The following is a 19,286-nucleotide window of genomic DNA, read 5'->3' on the forward strand; positions in this document are numbered from 1 at the left end:
ATTAACCGGAGGAAATGATTGTGACACTGGCTACTGCACTCTCCTTAGGAGAAACTGCCCTGAAACTTGGACTGATCTGTTCCCTGACTGTCCTTGCATTGTTTTTAAGTTATTCCATGCTGAATGTCTGCGACCTTTCTACAGACGGCTGCTTTACATTAGGAGCCGCTGTAGGAGCCGCTGTGGCGGTCAGCGGACATCCTTTTTTATCAATACTAGCAGCAATGCTTGCCGGAATCTGTTCTGGTTTTGTAACCGGATTTTTGCAGACAAAAATGGGAGTAGACAGTCTGCTTGCGGGAATTATTGTGAATACAGGCTTGTATTCGATTAACATAGCAGTGATGGGAGGCTCTTCCCTGATCAACATGAACCGTACAGATACGGTGTTTTCCATGATGAAGGATGTTCTGGCAGATACCCCTCTGAAGGGAAGAACAGATATAATTGTTGCGCTGATCGCAGTAGCAGCAGTGGTTGCTTTTCTGGTGGTATTTTTAAAGACACGACTTGGCCTTGCAATCCGTGCTACAGGAAATAATGCAGATATGGTGAAGTCGTCGTCTATCAACCCGGTATTTACAACGATTATCGGACTTTGTATTGCAAACTCTTTTACAGCACTGTCCGGATGCCTTCTTTCCCAGTCCCAGAAATCTGTGGACATTAACATTGGTCAGGGAATGGTTACCATTGCGCTTGCATCCCTTCTGATCGGAGGAACAATTCTTGGAAAAGGCGGAATTTTTGTAAGAGCTGTGGGAATGGTATTGGGTTCTTTTGTTTTCCGACTGGTTTATACGGTGGCTTTAAGATTTAATATGCCGGCGTTTATGCTGAAACTGGTATCTTCTGTGATTGTTATTCTGGCAATTTCCGGCCCTTATCTGAAACGACAGTGGCCGCAGCTGAAAAGAAGAATGATGCACAAGAAGGGAGGAATCTGATCCATGTTAAAGCTTTCACATATTTCCAAAACCTTTAATCCGGGAACAGTAAATGAAAAAGTGGCAATCAGAGATTTGTCTCTGCATCTTGAAAAAGGCGATTTTGCAACAATTATCGGTTCCAACGGAGCTGGTAAATCTACTATGTTCAATGCCATCTGTGGGGATTTTCTCACAGATTCCGGATCTGTTGTTCTGGATGGAGAGGATATTACATTTCTGCCACAGCATGCCAGAGCAAAAAATATTGGAAGACTGTATCAGGATCCGATGCGGGGAACTGCTCCTGGAATGACGATTCTGGAGAACCTTGCGCTTGCTGCAGGTCAGGGAGGCTGGCTTTCCCGTATTTCCAAAAGTGATAAACAGCGTTTTCGTGAACAGCTTGCACTTCTGGATATTGGCCTTGAAGACCGCATGAACCATCCGGTGGGACTTCTTTCAGGCGGTCAGAGACAGGCACTTACTCTTTTGATGGCAACTATGAATCCACCGAAACTGCTTCTTCTGGATGAGCATACAGCAGCTCTTGATCCGGGAACAGCCGAGAAGGTGCTGAACCTGACCAGCAGGATCGTGGAAGAACATCATCTGACCTGTCTGATGATCACCCACAATATGCAGTCTGCACTGGAACTTGGAAATCGTATTCTGATGATGGATTCCGGTGATATTGTTCTGGATATCAAGGAAGAGGAGAAAAAAGGTCTTACTGTGGAAGGGCTGCTTGACAAGTTTAAAGTTGGAGCAGGAAAGAAGCTGGATAATGACCGCATTCTTCTTTCTAATGAGTAAGATTGAGTAAGACGAAATGGATAAAAGTGAGCCCTGGCTATTGTACGGAATTGCAGTAGCCGGGGCTCTTTATGCAGTTGAGAATATTATACAATAATAATTTGTTGTCTGTATTCATGAACATAAGAAGTACTGTTTTTTTGTGCCAGAATGCTTTCGTAAAGATTGGATGCGAAAGTTGTTTCATTTAGTAAATCCATAGCTTGCGGTGCGTTTTCAAGCACTGCGGCAGCATCCGGCAGTCTGGTAAGCAGAGGAATGCTGCTGCATTTTTTTATTTTGCCCAGAAGCGCAGAACTGTTTTTTCGAAATCCCAGAACCCGGGCGTAGGGAATCTGCGCTGGCACACTCTGAATATGAAGAAGCATGTGAAGCAGTGCTCTCTGGATCCTGGTGCGTGTGATCTCCTTGGTTTTCAGGAGGTCGGTAAACTGGGAAAAGGTTTTATACTGATCCCTGCAGGAGAGAATCCTTCTGGCAAGAGCGTGGGACATGTCCTGGTATGTGCACAGGCTTTCTTCTGTTTCCTGAAGAAAACAGTAGCGGTAAAGCGTGTCCAGATCGTTTTCCAGAAGATAATGATTTCCGGAAATTGCCTGCAAAAATAGTTCCAGGGAATTTGCTGGTAAAAATTTTTTTGCCATATCAGCAAGAAACGCAAAATTCTGTATTGAGGTTTCTGATGCTTCAGATAAAAAGCAGTGGGAATGCTCGGTATCGGACCAGTCCCCTTTGGGTGGAGCGTTGAAATCCAAAATGGCATTCCGAATAGCAGAAGCAGAAGGAAAGTGATTTTCAGACAGAGTATTTTCGTGATAATCATTTCCTTCCCGCTTAATGGAAACCGGTGAAATAGAGCTGTTTTCCCTTAGAATAGCTTTACAGTATTCAATTCCCAGAATATTATTGGGGGAAGAGAGCAATTGCTGGTATTTTTCTGATTCGGGAAAAACTGCAGAGAGAGCCATGCTTCTGGCCTTTGGAAAAGTCATTCCGTTTTTCAGATTCCGGCGAAGGGCGGCCTGAAAAGTTTCCGGCTCCTCTGCCAGGATTTTGGCCAGCTCCATAAGCGCATCCGTATCACCGCATTCACTTCCGAAACAAAGTATATCTGTAACCCCAAGTCCATCCAGAAGCTGTACGCCTCCTCTGGCAAATAACTCTGCACTGGCAGAAGAAATGGAAACCGGCAGCTCCAGAACCAGGTCTGCGCCGCTCCGAAGAGCCATTTCTGCACGTACATATTTTGAAAAAAGAGCAGGGGTTCCTCTTTGCACGAAATCACCACTCATGGCGATAACTACATAGTCTGTCCTTAGTTTTTCTTTTATATAGTTTATCTGATATTCATGTCCTGTATGGAATGGATTGTATTCTGCAATAATTCCGGCTGTTTTCATAAAATTGCACCTCAAAAAATACGTTGTTCTTCCATATTCTAACATTGAAAAGCTTGAAATACAAGGCGGGGTGGCGTATAATGAGGTTAAGTTACTGAATGGGGAATGGATACTTATGCCAGTTCCCAGAGGATTACTGTAACAAATGAAAGGAGCCATTTAATCATGGGATTTATTGATGTAATCAAAGAAAGAGCAAAATCCAGCATTAAGACAATCGTACTGCCAGAGACAGAGGACATGAGAACTCTTGAAGCAGCAGACAAAATTTTAAAAGAGGGAATTGCTAAGCTTGTACTTGTTGGTAATGAGGAAGCAGTTAAGAAGAGCGCAGCTGAAGGCGGCTTCGACATTTCCGGTGCACAGATCGTAGATCCTGCAACATCTGAGAAGACTCAGGGATATATTGACAAATTAGTAGAGTTAAGACAGAAAAAAGGCATGACACCAGAGCAGGCTAAGGAGATCCTTCTGAACCAGTATCTGTATTATGGTGTTATGATGGTTAAGATGGGCGATGCAGACGGTATGGTTTCCGGAGCTTGCCACTCTACAGCTGATACCTTAAGACCATGCCTTCAGATCCTGAAGACAAAACCAGGTACCAAGCTTGTTTCCGCATTCTTCCTGATCATCGTTCCGGATTGCGAGTACGGCGCTAACGGTGCATTCGTATTCGGTGATTCCGGTCTGAACCAGAACCCGAATCCAGAAGAACTTGCAGCAATCGCAGCTTCTTCTGCTGAGTCCTTCAAGCTTCTTGTACAGGAAGAGCCTGTAGTAGCTATGCTTTCCCATTCTACTAAGGGAAGTGCGAAACATGCAGATGTTGATAAAGTTGTTGAGGCTACCAGGATTGCGAAAGAGCAGAATCCGGACCTTGCACTTGACGGAGAGTTCCAGCTGGATGCGGCTATCGTTCCAAGCGTAGGTGCTTCTAAAGCTCCGGGAAGCCCGGTTGCAGGTAAGGCTAACGTTCTTATCTTCCCAGACCTTGATGCAGGAAACATCGGATACAAGCTGGCTCAGCGTCTTGCAAAAGCAGAAGCTTACGGACCTATCACCCAGGGTATCGCAAAACCTGTAAATGACCTGTCCCGTGGATGCTCCGCTGACGATATCGTTGGTGTTGTAGCTATCACATCCGTACAGTGCCAGGCTCAGGACTAATTTGGAATTAGTCTGAAAAGGGCTGAATCGTATTGTGATTGAGGGCACATGCCCTTGAAGAGATACCAGAGGAATAAAATATCTGGTGTCAGGTAATACATAATCATGTAAACAGGAGAGTAAAAAAATGAATGTATTGGTAATTAACTGCGGTAGTTCTTCTTTAAAATACCAGTTGATCGATTCCGACACAGAAGCTGTTCTTGCAAAAGGACTTTGCGAGAGAATCGGAATTGACGGAAGACTGGTATACCAGAAAGCCGGAAATGACAAAGAAATCACAGAGGCTTCCATGCCGACTCATAAAGAAGCCATCCAGATGGTTCTGGAAGCTCTTACAAATGAGAAAACAGGCGCGATCAAGAGCCTTGCAGAGGTTAATGCAATTGGTCACCGTATCGTACACGGCGGCGAGAAATTCGCTTCTTCCGCTATCATTACAGATGAGATGATCAAAGCAGTAGAAGAGTGCAACGATCTTGCACCGCTTCACAACCCGGCAAACCTGATTGGTATCCGCGTATGCTCCGAGCTTATGCCAAACGTACCTCAGGTAGGTGTATTCGATACCGCATTCCATCAGACAATGCCTGCAAAAGCATATTTGTACGGACTTCCGATCGAGTACTACAAGAACTACAAAGTAAGAAGATACGGCTTCCACGGAACCTCCCACAGCTTCGTATCCAAACGTGCTGTTGAGTTCCTTGGCCTTGACAAAGATAACTCCAAGGTTATCGTTTGCCACCTTGGAAACGGTTCTTCCATCAGTGCTGTTCAGAATGGCAAATGTGTAGATACTACAATGGGTCTTACTCCTCTTGAAGGTGTTGTAATGGGTACACGTTCCGGAAGCATTGATCCGGCTATCGTTGAGTACATTGCAAAGAAAGAGAACCTGGATCTTGCAGGTGTTATGAATGTTCTCAATAAGAAATCCGGTCTTCAGGGTATGTCCGGTGTTTCCAGTGATATGCGTGACCTTAGAGCCGCAGCCGCTGAGGGCAACGAGGATGCTAAGAATGCAATCGAAGTTCTCTGCTATGGCATTGCGAAATATGTAGGTGGATATGTAGCTGCTATGAACGGTGTTGATGCAATCGTGTTTACAGCTGGTATCGGTGAGAATGTTGGCATGATTCGTGAGAAAGTCTGCTCTTATCTTGGATTCCTTGGTGTTACAATTGATGCTAAGGCTAATGAGGCTATGGGCGAGGAAGTTGTTATTTCCGGTGCTGATTCCAAGGTAAAGGTTGCAGTTATCCCGACTAACGAGGAGCTTGCAATCTGCCGTGATACGGTAGCACTTGTAAAATAATTAGCTGCAGTGTGATCAGCAGTACATGGCAAAGTCAGTTGCTGAGAGGCAGGCTGCTTTGCGGTAATACTGCATTACTTTATAGAAATGCATAAATCCTGTCAGAGAATCATACACTCTGGCAGGATTTTATATGCAACAGGAAATTGATTTAATATTCCACCTGAAATTTCGCCAGCTTTTGTAATTTTTTTGAAAAATTATTGTATATAAGGGAAAATTCAAGTTGACAAATAATGACAGGGTATGTATAATTGATTAAGTGTGAATAGGGAGACGATTATGCAGATACATTTATCAGACATTTCATCCAGCGAGGGTAAGAGCCAGCACTACAGTGTTGCTTTTGAGATGGATACCATCACCTTCCAGCAGGGAACCTTTCCAGTACTGGCTAAGGAACCTGTAGAGCTTACGATTACGAATACCGGCGACAGAGTTCTGGAACTGGAGGGAAGCGGTCTTGTGACTGTTGGAATTCCATGTGACAGATGTCTGGAAGAGGTTAGGACCAGGATTCCTTTTGAATTCAAGAGGAAACTCGACATGAAGCTTACGGATGAAGAACGTGTGAATGATCTGGATGAGAGCAGCTATCTCACCGGCTATGACCTGGATGTGGACCGTTTGGTCTATCTTGAGGTACTGATGAGCTGGCCTTTGAAAGTCTTATGTAAAGAAGACTGCAAAGGGATTTGCAGCAGATGCGGGAAGAACCTGAATGATGGTCCCTGCGGATGTGCCGAGGAGCCTAAGGATCCCCGTATGGCAGCTATCAGTGATATATTCAGTAAATTTAAGGAGGTGTAACCGAAATGTCCATCTGCCCAAAGAATAAATCTTCCAAAGCAAGACGCGATAAGAGAAGAGCAAACTGGAAAATGAGCGCTCCGAACCTTGTAAAATGCAGCAAATGCGGCGCACTTATGATGCCACACAGAGTTTGCAAGGCTTGCGGAAGCTATAACAAAAAAGAGATCGTTAAAGTTGAAGACTAATAGCGAATCTTTAAAGAACACCTGAGTTGATTAGGTGTTCTTTTTTTATGCAGCAAGCAGGATTCTTTCCTGTTGTTTTTTCTATATAATTCATTTATAATATTCACAGAAAAATACATTACCTGGAGGAACTACAATGTCTGAATTAAGCGATAAGATCAGATCAGAATTTAAAAAGGCAGATGATGAGCGCGATGCTCTTATGAATACCCCGGAAGACATCGAACGTTGGGATAATATTGTATATGGACATGATGACAGGGAGATGCAGAGACTGGACGTATACAGGCCGAAGCAGGCACAGGGAGAAGACCTTCCGATCATTATCAGCGTTCATGGAGGAGCCTGGATGTATGGAGATAAAGAAAGATACCAGTACTATTGTATGAGTCTTGCACAGCGAGGATTTGCAGTTGTAAACTTTACATATCGTCTGGCTCCTGAGAGCAAATTTCCAGCACAGTTAGAGGATGTAAATCTGGTATGCAAGTGGGTGATGAAGCGTGCAGGAAGATTCCATTTTGATACAGAACGTATTTTTGCAGTAGGAGATTCTGCAGGAGCTCATCTTCTGGGACTTTATGCAGCAATCTGTACGAATCCGGCATATGCTGCCAAATATGATTTTGCTGTACCAGAGGGCTTTGCCCTTACTGCAATTGCTTTAAATTGCGGTGTGTACAGGATCCCAAGGGAAGGGGCAGACAATATGACTATGCTGATCATGAAGGAACTTCTTCCGGAAGGCGGTACAGAGGAAGAACTGGAGAGCATTGATGTACTGAACGGCATTACAGATGTTTATCCTCCTGTATTTTGCATGACTTCCGTGGCAGATCATCAGAAAGCACAGGCACCTGCATTAGTTCAGAAACTGATGGAGAACAATGTGCCCTTTGTATATCGTATGTTTGGAGATAAGGTTAATAAACTTGGTCACGTGTTCCACTGCGATGTAAAAACAATTGATGCTGCCCAGTGCAATGATGCAGAATGTGATTTTTTCAGGGAGTTTTGTTTCTGATAGTAGGACATTCATGTAAAACATATTACGGTACAATGCAAAGTTAGAGCCTTTTTCAAACACGCTCTTGTTGTTGTAATAAAGTAAACAGTAACACCCATTTTTCACGGAAACCTGCGGTTCGCCACAGGTTTCTTGTATTATACGATGAAATCTTATATGCTTGGGATAAGGGAGAAAATCAATGAAAAAAAGGTTAAAAGGTCTGATAAGTGTTTTTTTATTTTTGCTTTGCATATTTGCCTGGAAAAGCGTGCAGGAAGTAAGGGCAGCAGAAAATGTAATAAGGGATTTTTCCAGAATTTTCTACATACCTGCCGGAGCAGTTTTGAAAGGCGGAAGCCTGCAGAAACTGCAGGAAATTTATGATGGCATGAGCTGCATTGCATATACAGAAGATGGAGAAGAGCTTTATCTGGATGCAATCTGGGACTATTCCGGAATTGATATTCAGACTGTGGGAGCCTATAAGATTACAGGGACAGTGAGACTTCCGGAAGGATATACAAGCAATGTCGGTCTTCCGGAATGGACAGCATGGATTTCTGTACAGAATCCGGGACAGCCGGAGATTCAGGTGTATTCCCGAATGATTTCAGCAGGTATTTACTATTTTCCATGGATCACAGAGCAGAATCCAGATATGATGGAAATATGGCTTCAAAAAGAAGGAGAGGACTGGGTAAATGTAAGCGAGGAAGGATATGGATTTGCGGATACCGATGGGATGTATCTTTCCTGCCAGAGTATGATAGCTGAAAATATATATACACTGACAGTTGTTTATAATGAAGGGAAAACCAGAAATCTTAAATACCGCTATCAGTCAGATGGAAGCCTGGAGATACTCAGTTATCAGCCTGGAACAATTGGCGGGACAGTATCAAAAGATACTGTTATCCGTTCCTGCGAGGAGATTGACGAAAAGAGCCTGCAGCGCTGCATGGTATATGCGGTGCGGGCGGGGCAGAGTCTGGCAGAAGTACGGACCGAGCTGGAGGAGACTTTTTATATTTTTGGGAGCACCTGTGAAGAATATGAGGATACTGCGGCCCATCCGGCTGTTATCATGCATTCAGTATGGGATTTCAGTCAGGTTGATGTGAATGCTCCTGGCGTTTATAAAGTGACGGGAACTTTTGCAGCTCCAGAAGGCTGCACGGTGGATCAGGAGCTTACTGTTCCGGGGGCAGCTGCTTATATTACTGTTCAGCGCCCGGATCAGCCGGAAGTACAGACGTGCTGTGTGGTTGGCGTGGATGTTCTGTTCTTTCCTATGATATTAGACTGTTTTACAGATGAACAGCTGGACGATCTGCAGGTATATCTGCTGGAAAATAATGAAGATAAAGAAATAGGCAAAAGTAATTCCTATTTTGACAGAAAGGGGCTGTATCTGAAAAAAAGTGTTCTTAAAGCTGGCAGGGAATATGGAATTTACGTAACCTATTCAGGTGGAAGTACCGGGGTATATACTTTTGTGTATGGTGGGGAGCTTATTTCTAATGAGCACTGGTACAAGCGCAATTATGCAGACAGGGATGGCAAAGAGCTTCCGGATATTGACGATGAAACGGAGCGGGTAACGGATACTTCCACCATCCTTGTAGGAAACAGGCTGCTGGATCTTATGAAGAATGGTGTAAAGCTGATTCCTTTTGAAGGAGACGGAGTGCTGGTAAGGGTTCCTGTGGAAGTGGTAAAAAACTGGAATATAAAAGCGGAGGATCAGATTGAGACAGACATTTCCTGGGTGGGAAGTGATGTTTCTGTAAAAATTTCCAAAAACGGAGAAGCTGTTACAGATATTCCAGGAGCTACCGTGGAGATTCCGTATGCGAACCGTGACTCTCAGACTATGCTGACAGACGAAGAAGGTAACTCCTATACAGGTTCGGTAAATGATGCACAGAACGCTGCGGTGATTCCCATTGATAAAACTGGAGATTATACAGTGGAAGAGCAACCACAAAATCAGACAGAGAATGGTGGAAACACAGAAGAGGATGATCCGGAAGGAGACAGTCTGGAAAATGCGGCGGACTCAGGAGAAGAAAAGCTGTCAGAACAGGTTGAGGAACTTCTTTCGGAAGATGTCAAAAACCAGAAAGCGAATTCAGATGAGAATCTTAACAGTCAACATAAAAAAACGGCTTCAATTGTTATAATAATTGTAATTTTGTTAATATTGTTATGGAATATACCAATGAGACGCGGCAAAAAGCTCCGAAAGGGGGAACGGGGTGAAGGAGAACAAAGCAAATAAAAAAGGAAGGAAGCTGCTGTGGGGAACTGTAATCATAACCATGATTCTATCCTTTATGTTTTTTTACGTGTTGTATTGTTCAAATAACAAATATATGACAAGAGAGGAAAAAGCCATACACGGACTTTTGTATGCAGATGGCTCCTATGAGAGCTTTCCTGTCTATTATTTGTCCAGAGAATGGGAATATTATCCGGATGCACTTCTTACGCCGGAGGATGATCTGGATAAATATTATTTTCGTTATATTTCTATTGGGGAATATGGTGGAATGGAACTTGGAAACAGTGGGAGAAGTCCGTATGGGAGTGGTACATACCGGTTAAAAATCATGCTTCCCGCTGAGCAGCATACATATGGTTTGTATCTGCCGGAAATTTTTTCAGCATATAATTTGTATGTGGATGGTGTTCTGGTCGGACAGATGGGAAATCCGGACCCGGATCATTATGTGGAACGGACTCAGAACAGAATGTTTACCTTCAAGGCCAATACTTCATTAGAAATTCTGATTGCAGTGACAGATAAAAGCTCTGCTTCGCCGGGAATCCAGAGTGTACCTGTTTTTGGAAATCCTTTAAAAATAAACACCATAAGGGGAATTGCGGTGTTTATCAATTCCTCTGTATTTACCTTGATCATTCTGGTTCTGGCGTTTTCCGTATGGGCATTTTTTAAAACCAGAAGCAGGGAAAATGTACTTTTTGCAGGAGTATGCCTTTGTGTGCTCGGGTATACCTGCTATCCCCTTCTGCATACATACCTGGCGCTAAGAGTACAGCCCTGGTTCTCTGTTGAAATGCTGTTCTATTTTCTCGCTTTTCCGGCAATGCTTTTGCTGGAATATGAGATCACCGGGCAAAAGTATAAGTGGATGGCATGGGGGGTTCTTGCTACAGCTGTGGCAGGTCTTGGGGTTACGCTTGCCGGGATTTTTGCCGGGGGAATGGAGACCGCAGCTCTTTCTTATGGTATTTCAGCGGCAACGGAGGTGCTGAAATGGTTTACTGCTGTATGTCTTGTTTTAACTGCGTTTTTCTATACGGAAGGGATGCAGGGCATTTCGCTTCTTACAGGAACCGTAATTTATGCAGTATCTCTGGCAGCAGATCGCATATGGTCTTTGTATGATCCGATTATTGGCGGCTGGTTTCCAGAATGGGGCGGCGTCATTTTGACAGGTATATTTGGAATGCTTCTCTGGAGAAAACTGACAGAAGGCTATCGGATGCGGCTGATCTATGAAGAACAGTCCAGACAGATGGAATTGCGTCTGCTTATGCAAAAGGAGCATTATGAGAAGTTAACTGATGCGCTGGAAGAGGCAAGCCGTACAAGACATGACTTCAGACAGTATATCCGTACTGCTTCCATTCTGCTGGAACAGGAACATTATGAAGAACTGAAAGAGTATTTTCATCAGTTCGCACAGGAGAGCACCGAAAAAATGCAGACACCAGTATGCTATTGCAAGAACATGTCTGTGGATGCAATCTTACATTACTATGCGTCACAGCTGGAGCAAAAAGGTATAAAGTACAGATATTCAGTAGAGGTTCCAGAGAAAATGAAAATTTCTGATCTGGATATCTGCAGGATTTTTGGTAATCTGATGGAAAATGCGGTGAGAGCAGTGCAAAAAGAAGAGAACGCGGATGAGACTTATGTAAATTGCATCTGCAAAGTAAAAATGGGAAAACTTCTGATCAATATTGAAAACACCTATGCAGGAGAAGTGCAGAGAAATGGGGCAGCTTTTTATTCCACAAGTCACAGCGGGCAGGGAATTGGAATTGCTTCTGTTTACAAAACAGCAGAGAAATATGGTGGATATGCCGACTTTTCTGCCAGAAACGGTATATTCCGGGCGAATGTGTTTATTCCATTGGAAGATATGGATTTACGGCTTTCTGACAAAGCTGACTGACAGGCTGAGAAATTTTGCCGGGTCTTTCTTCCACATAAAAAGTCTGCGCAACCAGTTGTGCAGACTTTTGTATTATGAGAAAAGATAATTCAGATATTCCTTCTTGATTGCGTTAGCTCCCCGTTTACGGATCTGGACGGTTTCCTGGTTGTCCAGAAGAAAGCCCTCCTCCAGTGGTTTGTAAATGCGGTCCATATTCACAAGACAGCCGCGGTAGCAGGAGAGAAAACAGGGGAGATCGTGAATCAGTTCCTCGAATTTCTGGAAAGTCAGGTATGTGCGCAGAACTCCTGCGTCTGTGTGAAGCTGGACAGCATTGTGAAAGGTGTCTGCATATAAAATGGTTTTTACAGGAACACGTAGAAGGGTACGGTCGCAGATCACCTCTATATATCGTGTATCCTGTGCACGCTTGATCTGAATGGAGTCCAATACCTTTGTGAGCTTGTTTGTATCAAGAGGCTTCAGAAGATAATAAGCTGCCTGCACGTCGTAACTGGCAACCGCAAAAGCATCGCTGCTGGTAACAAAAATAAGAGCACAGGAGTCGCCTTTTTCCCGAAGCTGGGCGGCCAAGTCCATACCATTGGCCTGCTTTATGTAGATATCAAGAAAAATCAGGTCATAACTGCCGGGAGAATAGCTGTTCCAGAAATCTTCAGGTGAAGAGAAGGTATGTAATTGGATAGATATCTGTTTTGGGTCATAATGTTCCCGGGCAGCTTCTGCAAGTGCATCAAGATCCTGCTGCACATCATCAATTATTGCAATGTTCAATGCTAAAATCCTCCAAAAGAATGAAAATCTGCAGTAAATCAAAATGTTGCTGTGAACAGGAACATCAAAATATCACTGAAAGTGTCATTTCATCCCATGTATATTGTTTTTTCAAAATAAATCGGATATAGTAACCTCAAGGTGATGAGGCGTTAGAAAGTATTATAAACTTTTTAGGTCCTCTATATAATATCACAAAATATGATAAAAGTGAGGTAGAAAAATGAAAAACTGGAAAAAAGTTATGGCTATGTTATGTACCGCAGCAATGGTAACCGGATTTTCTGCTCCTGTATGGGCTGAGGCAGATGCAGCAGAAGATACTGAGACTGCAGATGATGAGATTACAGAATTAACAATGGACATGCTTGATGAAGCTGCATATGAAGGAACATGGTTATCTTTTGAGCCGGGCTTCGATCTCTATGTACCAAGTAACTGGGATGTTCTGGAAATTTCAGATGAAGATGCAGCAGACGGTGTTATGTTCCAGGCACAGGATCCAGATTCTGAAGAAGGCGTGAACATGGTAGTGACCGCTACAGATGTTGGAACAGAGTATGATCTGCATTCCATGGCTGATGAGCTGGCTACAGAGTATGAAGATGTTGAGAAGGTTTGCATTAACGGACTCTATGCGGTTTCCTTCGAGACTGAAAGTACATACGGAATCGCTTTCCTGGAGGATGCTGAGGGAATGATGTACAATGTTCAGATCGGACCGAAATCTGATGACATTCAGCCTATCGCTGAGACACTTTTCGTTTCTCTGATCAAGACAGAAGACAATGTGGAAAATGCAGAGGCTGAGACCGATGCGGCAGCTGACGAAGAAGCAGCAAACTAATTGCTATAAATGCAATCAGCAGTAATAACTAATTTAAATGCGAAACGTGAATGTCAGCTGGAAATAAATTTTGAAGCTGGCGCTTAAGAAAACAAAACAGAAGCTATGCAGTATATGGAAAAAGACTGCATGGCTTCTGTTTTTTTGTTTCATCAGATAAATATGCGTTTAACAGTTAGTTGTGTAAAGATTTCTTCAGCTTCGTATTCCATTTCTGTACAATCAACGGATTCATTTTAATCTTTTTACGATCGTAAGTGATCAGTCCGTTGGTTTCTTCTTCAATATCAGAAAGCTGCGTGAAAACAGTTGCAGAGTATCCTTTTTTTACAGAAGGTACGATAGTGTTTTCCATCAACCTGGAGAAGCCGTCGGTAAGCGCCTCGCTGGTGGTAAATTTCTTATATCCGTAAATATTTTTACAGGCACTGTGCTCTTGCAGGCGAAGAGAGTAACCTCCAAATTCAGATAAAGCAAGTACGCGGTCTGATTCTGGTACTGGAAGTCCAAGAAAATAATAATGGAGACTGTTAATATCACCACAGCCCTGATCAAACCATCCACTGGCAGAATCTACCAGGCGGGAAGGATCCAGACGGTGAATAAAATCTGTGACTTTTTTGGTGGAAAATTGTCCCCATCCTTCGTTGAAAGGTACCCATGTGACAATGGAAGGATGATTATACAGTGTCCTGACCATATCCCGGATATCGTCAATGTATTCCTGACGGCCGAATTCATCTGTGCGGGAGAGCAGGCGGGCGTGGAGGTCTTTTACTGGAATGCGCATCCAGTTTAATAATGTGGCCAGATAGGTGACAAACCAGTGATGGTAGGAAGAACCGCCGTTAGGCATATCCTGCCATACCAGCATTCCCATGCGGTCACAGTGGAAATACCAGCGGTCTGCTTCGATTTTGCCATGCTTGCGGAGCATGTTAAAGCCAAGATCTTTCATTGCACGAATATCGTAGATGAAAGCTTCGTCGGAAGGTGCTGTATAAAGCCCGTCTGGCCAGTAGCCCTGATCCAGCACGCCGCTCTGAAAATATGGCTGATCGTTCAGGAAAAAGCGTGGATAGCCATCGTCAGCTATCTGTACGTCACATTTGCGGAGTGCGAAATATCCAAGAACCCGGTCTTTGCCATATTCCAGGGAATAGGGGTAAAGCCACGGCTCTTTGGGAGTCCAGGACTTCTGCATATTTTCCGGGATGGAGAGGGTGGCTCCTTTTCCGGGACGGATTGCGGCGGCAGTTATTTCATCCTGGCATAATGTATCGTTAAGTCCGTCTGCTTCGAGAAAAACAGGTGGGTAAACCTTACAGATCACATTGGATGAATTCTGCCTGTCAGGTGAAAAAGCCAAAATGGTTTCCTGAGAATCTGTCTGATCCGCTGCCGTGTGACTTATATGGGCAGGAGATGCATTTTCAGTCAAGGATGGGGAGGATACGCGGATGCGCATCCGGACCAGACCATTGTCCCAATCCGGGGTAACACGCACATCTCTTATGTATTCGTTCGGTACGATCTCCATCCATACAGTCTGCCATATCCCGCTCTGGGCAGTATAGAACATACCGCCGCGTTTCAGCTGCTGTTTGCCTCTGGCATGATAGGAGGTGTCACTGAAGTCGTGGACACTTATGAGGATAGAGACTGTGAGATCTTCTGTGATAAAGTCTGTAATATCTGTGGTAAATGGAAGGTAGCCGCCCTTGTGATAGCTGACGAACTTTCCGTTAATGTACACGCTGCAGATCTGATCTACAGCTCCAAAATGCAGAAGAAGCCGCTGACTTTCTGTATCCAGGCAGTTCTCTGGCAACTGGATGGTACGGGAATACCATAAGGTTTCATCTGGCAAAAGCTGGCGCTTTACCTGGGAAAGAGGTGCTTCCGGTGAAAAGGGCACTAAAATCTGTCCGTCAAAGGGGAAATATTCGCTTTCGTAAAATTGCCATGGAAGAATGCGGCTGTCAGTAATCAGATAGTCCCACATGCCGTTCAGATTGATCCAGTGACGGCGTACCATATCCGGACGAGGATATTCTTTCAGAGTCTGTCCCAGGGCAGCCGCTTTGCTCCAAATGGTTTCCAGATTTTTCAAATATATGTCCTCCTTAAATTTACGAAAAGTATGAAAAAATAATTATAATGATATGTCTTATTATACACGAAATATGGACGTTTGCAATTGGATTTGTGAAAACCTGATCCGCAACATTACTGTTCACTGGTAATGTTCCGCGAGGTGTTTTTGCGAACAAAGTTCACAGAAAAACGAGAATTTGAGCGTGAAATCTTGCGGATGCATGAGTTTTGTGTAACGCGAAACGTGTTGCTGTGAATGAAGTGAAGAGAAACACGGTTGCAGGGCGTAGAGTGAACAGCACATCGCAACTTACGATTGAAAAAGCAGGTGTGGTATGTTACGATAAAAAGGATTGATGGAGGGGAAAAAGATGAATAATTCACAAAACAAAAATCTGCTGACAGAAGGGTCTATCTGGAAGAAACTGATGGGATTTGCGTTCCCGCTTTTTCTGGGAAACCTGTTCCAGCAGCTGTACAATACAGCAGATTCTCTGATCGTGGGAAACTTTCTGGGAAGTGATGCACTGGCTGCGGTAAGTTCATCCGGCAGTCTTACATTTCTGCTGGTAGGATTTTTTCAGGGCCTTGCTATGGGAGCAGGCGTTATCATAGCGAGATATTTTGGCGCAAGGCAGAAGAAGGAGCTTCACAGGGCGATTCATACCACGGTGGCTTTTGGTATTCTGTGCGGTATACTTCTTACAGCTGGCGGTGTTGTGCTTGCACCAAAAATTCTGATCCTTATGAAAACACCGGCAGATATTTTGCCGAAATCCACCCTGTATTTCCAGGTATATGCCCTGGGATCCCTGGGACTGGTTCTTTATAACAATTTTGTAGGCATTATGCAGGCAGTGGGAGACAGCCGTCATCCATTGTATTACCTGATTTTTTCATCGCTTTTGAATGTGGCTCTGGATATGGTTTTTGTAGGCGGATTTGGAATGGGCGTGGAGGGCGCAGCTCTTGCCACTATCATTTCCCAGTTTATGAGTGCATTTTTGTGCCTGTACCGTCTGATGAAAAAAAGCCCGGAGGAGTATACGGTTTCCCTTAGGGATGTTCGCCTGGACTCCTATATGCTGAAACAGATTGTATCCAACGGTCTTCCTGCCGGCATCCAGAACTCCGTGATCGCCATTGCAAACGTGGTAGTGCAGTCTAATATCAACAGCTTCGGCAAGCTGGCTGTTGCTGGATGCGGGGCATATTCCAAGGTTGAGGGATTTGGTTTTCTGCCTATTACCTGTTTTTCTATGGGGTTGACCACATTTATCAGTCAGAATCTGGGCGCAAAGAAATATGACAGGGCAAAAAAAGGAGCACGTATTGGTATCCTCTGCAGTATTTCGATGGCAGAGATAGTGGGAATTATTGTGTATTTTGCAAGCCCGGTATTTATTGCCGCTTTTAACAATGATCCGAAAGTGATTGCTTTCGGAGTGAAAGAGGCACATATCATTACTCTGTTCTATTTTCTGCTTGCCTTTTCCCATTGCATTGCAGGACTTATGCGCGGAGCGGGAAGAGCTACGGTGCCCATGTTTGTTATGCTGGGCTGCTGGTGTGTGATCCGTGTGACTTATATAACCATCGCTGTGAAGCTGCATCCGGTGATCCAGACTGTATTCTGGGCTTATCCACTGACCTGGTCATTAAGCTCCATTCTGTTTTTGGTTTTTTATCTGAAATCAGACTGGATCCATGGTTTTGAGAAAAAAAGAAACTGACAGAGGCGGAAAATACTGAAATAAATGCCAGTGGATGGTGAAAAAGGAGTTATGGTTTTTATGAATGTACTGAACATTGAACATGTAAGCAAGATTTTTGGAGATAAAAAGATTTTTGATGATATTTCCTATGGAATCCATGATGGGGATAAAATCGGAATCATTGGAATCAATGGAACTGGAAAAAGTACTCTGCTGAAAATCATTGCAGGGGAAGAGGAGACAGATGAGGGACAGGTGATTTCCCAGAATGGCCTTCGTATCACCTATCTGCCTCAGATGCCAGATTTTCCAAAAGGTGCCATTGTACAGGACTATGTGGCTGATGGGAAATGGCAGAAGGACTGGAGCACGGAAAGTGAGGCCAGAAATATTTTGAATAAGCTGGGGATTACAGAACATGATGTCCCTGTGGAGCAGCTTTCTGGTGGACAGAAGAAGCGTGTAGCTCTGGCCAGAACTCTGGTAAACCCTTCTGATGTGCTGATTCTGGATGAGCCTACCAACCATCTGGATAATGAGATGGTAACCTGGCTGGAGGATTACCTGAACCGGTTTAAAGGCGTTGTGATCATGGTTACGCATGACCGTTATTTCCTTGACAAAGTTACCAATAAAATTCTGGAAATCAGTCATGGAAAAGTATATTCCTATGATGCCAATTATTCAGGATTTCTGGAATTAAAAGCACAAAGAGAAGAGATGGAGCTGGCTTCTGAGAGGAAGAGACAGAGCATTCTCCGTATGGAGCTGGAATGGGCGAAGCGTGGCTGCCGTGCAAGAAGCACCAAGCAGCGGGCCCGTCTGGAGCGTCTGGAAGCGTTAAAAAATGGCAAGGCGCCTGTTCAGGAGACAGATGTGCAGATGGACTCTGTGGAGACCAGAATGGGGAAAAAGACAGTAGAGCTTCATCACATTTCCAAAAGCTATGGCGATAAGGTGATTCTGGATGATTTTGACTATATTGTGCTGAGAAATCAGAGACTTGGAATTATCGGACCAAATGGATGCGGAAAATCTACTTTGATCCGTATTATTGACGGAATGGTGGAACCGGATTCCGGTACCGTGGAGATTGGGGAGACGATCAAGATCGGTTACTTCGCCCAGGAAGTGCCGGATATGAATGGAAACCAGCGGGTGATTGATTATATCCGTGATGTAGCAGAGTTTATTCCTACACGTGATGGAAAGATTAGCGCATCTATGATGCTGGAGCGTTTTCTTTTTGATTCTGCAATGCAGTATACACCGGTAGCCAAGCTGTCAGGAGGAGAGAAGAGACGTCTGTATCTCCTGAAGGTACTGATGGAGGCACCAAATGTACTTCTTCTGGATGAGCCAAGTAATGATCTGGACATTCCTACACTGACCATTCTCGAAGATTATCTTTCTACATTTTCCGGAATTGTGATCACGGTATCTCACGACCGTTATTTCCTGGATGATGTGGTGGACCGCATTTTAGCCTTTGAAGGGAATGGAAAACTGACCCAGTATGAGGGTGGTTATACAGATTATGCAGAAGCGAAAACGCGGAAATATGGGGCTGGAAGCAGTGAAATTGGTGCCGGGACCGGCAGCAGTTTGTCGGACAAAGCAGCTTCTGGAAATAACAGTACAGAGGATGAAGAGAAAAAACCTACCAGAAAAGACTGGAAGCAGGGACAGAAGTCTGAAAAACTGAAATTTACTTATAAAGAAGAACGTGAATATGCCGTTATTGATGAGGATATAGCCAGACTTGAAGAGAAAATTGCCAGGCTGGAGAATGATATGATGGCAAATGCCACCAATTCCGTGAAACTTCGTGAGATTATGGCTGATAAAGAGGCAGCGGAGAAACAGCTGGAAGAGAAAATGGATCGCTGGGTGTATCTGAATGATCTGGCGGAGCGGATTGAGGCGCAGAAAAATAATGGATAAAGGTGACAGGAAGCTGCATGTTTCGAAAGCCCATAAAGAAGAGAAAAGCTTTTTGAACAGG

15 protein-coding genes are annotated in these 19,286 nt (G+C 44.0%); 12 read left to right on the forward strand and 3 right to left on the reverse strand.

What is annotated here, in order from left to right; all coding sequences use genetic code 11:
* Positions 1–14 precede the first annotated feature (14 nt).
* Together AB5Z12_RS04295 and AB5Z12_RS04300 are read left to right on the forward strand one after the other, a co-directional pair.
* A complete protein-coding gene (locus AB5Z12_RS04295) occupies positions 15–947 on the forward strand; it encodes an ABC transporter permease (RefSeq protein ID WP_368368571.1) in 933 nt (310 codons plus the stop codon).
* Between the two features lie 3 nt (positions 948–950).
* Entirely contained in the window at positions 951–1,742 is a 792-nt protein-coding gene (locus tag AB5Z12_RS04300; protein WP_118580042.1) for an ABC transporter ATP-binding protein, read from the forward strand.
* A gap of 86 nt (positions 1,743–1,828) precedes the next feature.
* Here the strand turns inward: AB5Z12_RS04300 and AB5Z12_RS04305 are convergent, their stop codons facing one another.
* Positions 1,829–3,142, reverse strand: a complete 1,314-nt coding sequence (locus AB5Z12_RS04305; RefSeq protein ID WP_368368572.1) for a nucleotidyltransferase family protein — start codon at positions 3,140–3,142, stop codon at positions 1,829–1,831.
* A gap of 165 nt (positions 3,143–3,307) precedes the next feature.
* Between AB5Z12_RS04305 and pta the strand changes: the two genes are divergently transcribed.
* The 7 genes from pta (at position 3,308) to AB5Z12_RS04340 (ending at position 11,845) form a co-directional block, all read left to right on the forward strand.
* Positions 3,308–4,312 carry a phosphate acetyltransferase gene (gene pta, locus AB5Z12_RS04310; RefSeq protein ID WP_118580048.1) on the forward strand — a complete coding sequence of 335 codons (1,005 nt, stop codon included), beginning with the start codon at positions 3,308–3,310 and terminating at the stop codon, positions 4,310–4,312.
* Positions 4,313–4,439: 127 nt separating this feature from the next.
* Complete coding sequence (locus AB5Z12_RS04315) at positions 4,440–5,630, forward strand: acetate/propionate family kinase (RefSeq protein WP_118580050.1); 1,191 nt, start codon at positions 4,440–4,442, stop codon at positions 5,628–5,630.
* A 282-nt stretch (positions 5,631–5,912) separates the two neighbouring features.
* Positions 5,913–6,440, forward strand: coding sequence for a DUF177 domain-containing protein (locus AB5Z12_RS04320; RefSeq protein WP_118580053.1), 528 nt, complete (start codon positions 5,913–5,915; stop codon positions 6,438–6,440).
* A gap of 5 nt (positions 6,441–6,445) precedes the next feature.
* Positions 6,446–6,628, forward strand: a complete 183-nt coding sequence (gene rpmF / locus AB5Z12_RS04325; protein WP_077610953.1) for a 50S ribosomal protein L32 — start codon at positions 6,446–6,448, stop codon at positions 6,626–6,628.
* 136 nt (positions 6,629–6,764) lie between these two features.
* Complete coding sequence (locus AB5Z12_RS04330; protein ID WP_173772394.1) at positions 6,765–7,652, forward strand: alpha/beta hydrolase; 888 nt, start codon at positions 6,765–6,767, stop codon at positions 7,650–7,652.
* A 184-nt stretch (positions 7,653–7,836) separates the two neighbouring features.
* The gene (locus AB5Z12_RS04335) at positions 7,837–9,918 is read left to right on the forward strand and encodes a hypothetical protein (RefSeq protein WP_237963466.1); all 2,082 of its coding nucleotides are present in this window, start codon (positions 7,837–7,839) and stop codon (positions 9,916–9,918) included.
* A complete protein-coding gene (locus AB5Z12_RS04340) occupies positions 9,896–11,845 on the forward strand; it encodes a GHKL domain-containing protein (protein ID WP_237963467.1) in 1,950 nt (649 codons plus the stop codon). Before AB5Z12_RS04335 ends, AB5Z12_RS04340 begins: the two co-directional genes overlap by 23 nt.
* Before the next feature lie 72 nt (positions 11,846–11,917).
* Here the strand turns inward: AB5Z12_RS04340 and AB5Z12_RS04345 are convergent, their stop codons facing one another.
* Positions 11,918–12,622, reverse strand: a complete 705-nt coding sequence (locus AB5Z12_RS04345) for a LytTR family DNA-binding domain-containing protein (protein WP_347161068.1) — start codon at positions 12,620–12,622, stop codon at positions 11,918–11,920.
* 223 nt (positions 12,623–12,845) lie between these two features.
* On the opposite strand from AB5Z12_RS04345, the gene AB5Z12_RS04350 reads away from it, so the two are divergent.
* A complete protein-coding gene (locus AB5Z12_RS04350; protein WP_173715489.1) occupies positions 12,846–13,469 on the forward strand; it encodes a hypothetical protein in 624 nt (207 codons plus the stop codon).
* 175 nt (positions 13,470–13,644) lie between these two features.
* Here AB5Z12_RS04350 and AB5Z12_RS04355 read toward each other — a convergent pair whose 3' ends face one another.
* Positions 13,645–15,582 (reverse strand): glycoside hydrolase family 2 protein, encoded by a 1,938-nt coding sequence (locus AB5Z12_RS04355; RefSeq protein WP_368356945.1) that lies wholly within the window; start codon positions 15,580–15,582, stop codon positions 13,645–13,647.
* A 355-nt stretch (positions 15,583–15,937) separates the two neighbouring features.
* On the opposite strand from AB5Z12_RS04355, the gene AB5Z12_RS04360 reads away from it, so the two are divergent.
* Positions 15,938–17,299, forward strand: a complete 1,362-nt coding sequence (locus AB5Z12_RS04360) for an MATE family efflux transporter (RefSeq protein WP_368356944.1) — start codon at positions 15,938–15,940, stop codon at positions 17,297–17,299.
* 60 nt (positions 17,300–17,359) lie between these two features.
* The gene (locus tag AB5Z12_RS04365) at positions 17,360–19,225 is read left to right on the forward strand and encodes an ABC-F family ATP-binding cassette domain-containing protein (RefSeq protein WP_195699756.1); all 1,866 of its coding nucleotides are present in this window, start codon (positions 17,360–17,362) and stop codon (positions 19,223–19,225) included.
* Positions 19,226–19,286: the final 61 nt, after the last annotated feature.

The organism is Ruminococcus sp. RTP21358st1_G6_RTP21358_211008 (assembly GCF_040908885.1).
GTDB classification, from domain to species: domain Bacteria; phylum Bacillota; class Clostridia; order Lachnospirales; family Lachnospiraceae; genus Blautia_A; species Blautia_A faecis.

What these genes read in the sequence shown, in the direction of transcription:
- AB5Z12_RS04315 (WP_118580050.1), top strand. Translation starts at nt 4,440, where the DNA reads ATGAATGTATTGGTAATTAACTGCGGTAGTTCTTCTTTAAAATACCAG.
- pta (WP_118580048.1), top strand. Translation starts at nt 3,308, where the DNA reads ATGGGATTTATTGATGTAATCAAAGAAAGAGCAAAATCCAGCATTAAG.
- AB5Z12_RS04300 (WP_118580042.1), top strand. Translation starts at nt 951, where the DNA reads ATGTTAAAGCTTTCACATATTTCCAAAACCTTTAATCCGGGAACAGTA.
- AB5Z12_RS04305 (WP_368368572.1), bottom strand. Translation starts at nt 3,142, where the DNA reads ATGAAAACAGCCGGAATTATTGCAGAATACAATCCATTCCATACAGGA.
- rpmF (WP_077610953.1), top strand. Translation starts at nt 6,446, where the DNA reads ATGTCCATCTGCCCAAAGAATAAATCTTCCAAAGCAAGACGCGATAAG.
- AB5Z12_RS04330 (WP_173772394.1), top strand. Translation starts at nt 6,765, where the DNA reads ATGTCTGAATTAAGCGATAAGATCAGATCAGAATTTAAAAAGGCAGAT.
- AB5Z12_RS04295 (WP_368368571.1), top strand. Translation starts at nt 15, where the DNA reads ATGATTGTGACACTGGCTACTGCACTCTCCTTAGGAGAAACTGCCCTG.
- AB5Z12_RS04360 (WP_368356944.1), top strand. Translation starts at nt 15,938, where the DNA reads ATGAATAATTCACAAAACAAAAATCTGCTGACAGAAGGGTCTATCTGG.
- AB5Z12_RS04365 (WP_195699756.1), top strand. Translation starts at nt 17,360, where the DNA reads ATGAATGTACTGAACATTGAACATGTAAGCAAGATTTTTGGAGATAAA.
- AB5Z12_RS04320 (WP_118580053.1), top strand. Translation starts at nt 5,913, where the DNA reads ATGCAGATACATTTATCAGACATTTCATCCAGCGAGGGTAAGAGCCAG.
- AB5Z12_RS04350 (WP_173715489.1), top strand. Translation starts at nt 12,846, where the DNA reads ATGAAAAACTGGAAAAAAGTTATGGCTATGTTATGTACCGCAGCAATG.
- AB5Z12_RS04335 (WP_237963466.1), top strand. Translation starts at nt 7,837, where the DNA reads ATGAAAAAAAGGTTAAAAGGTCTGATAAGTGTTTTTTTATTTTTGCTT.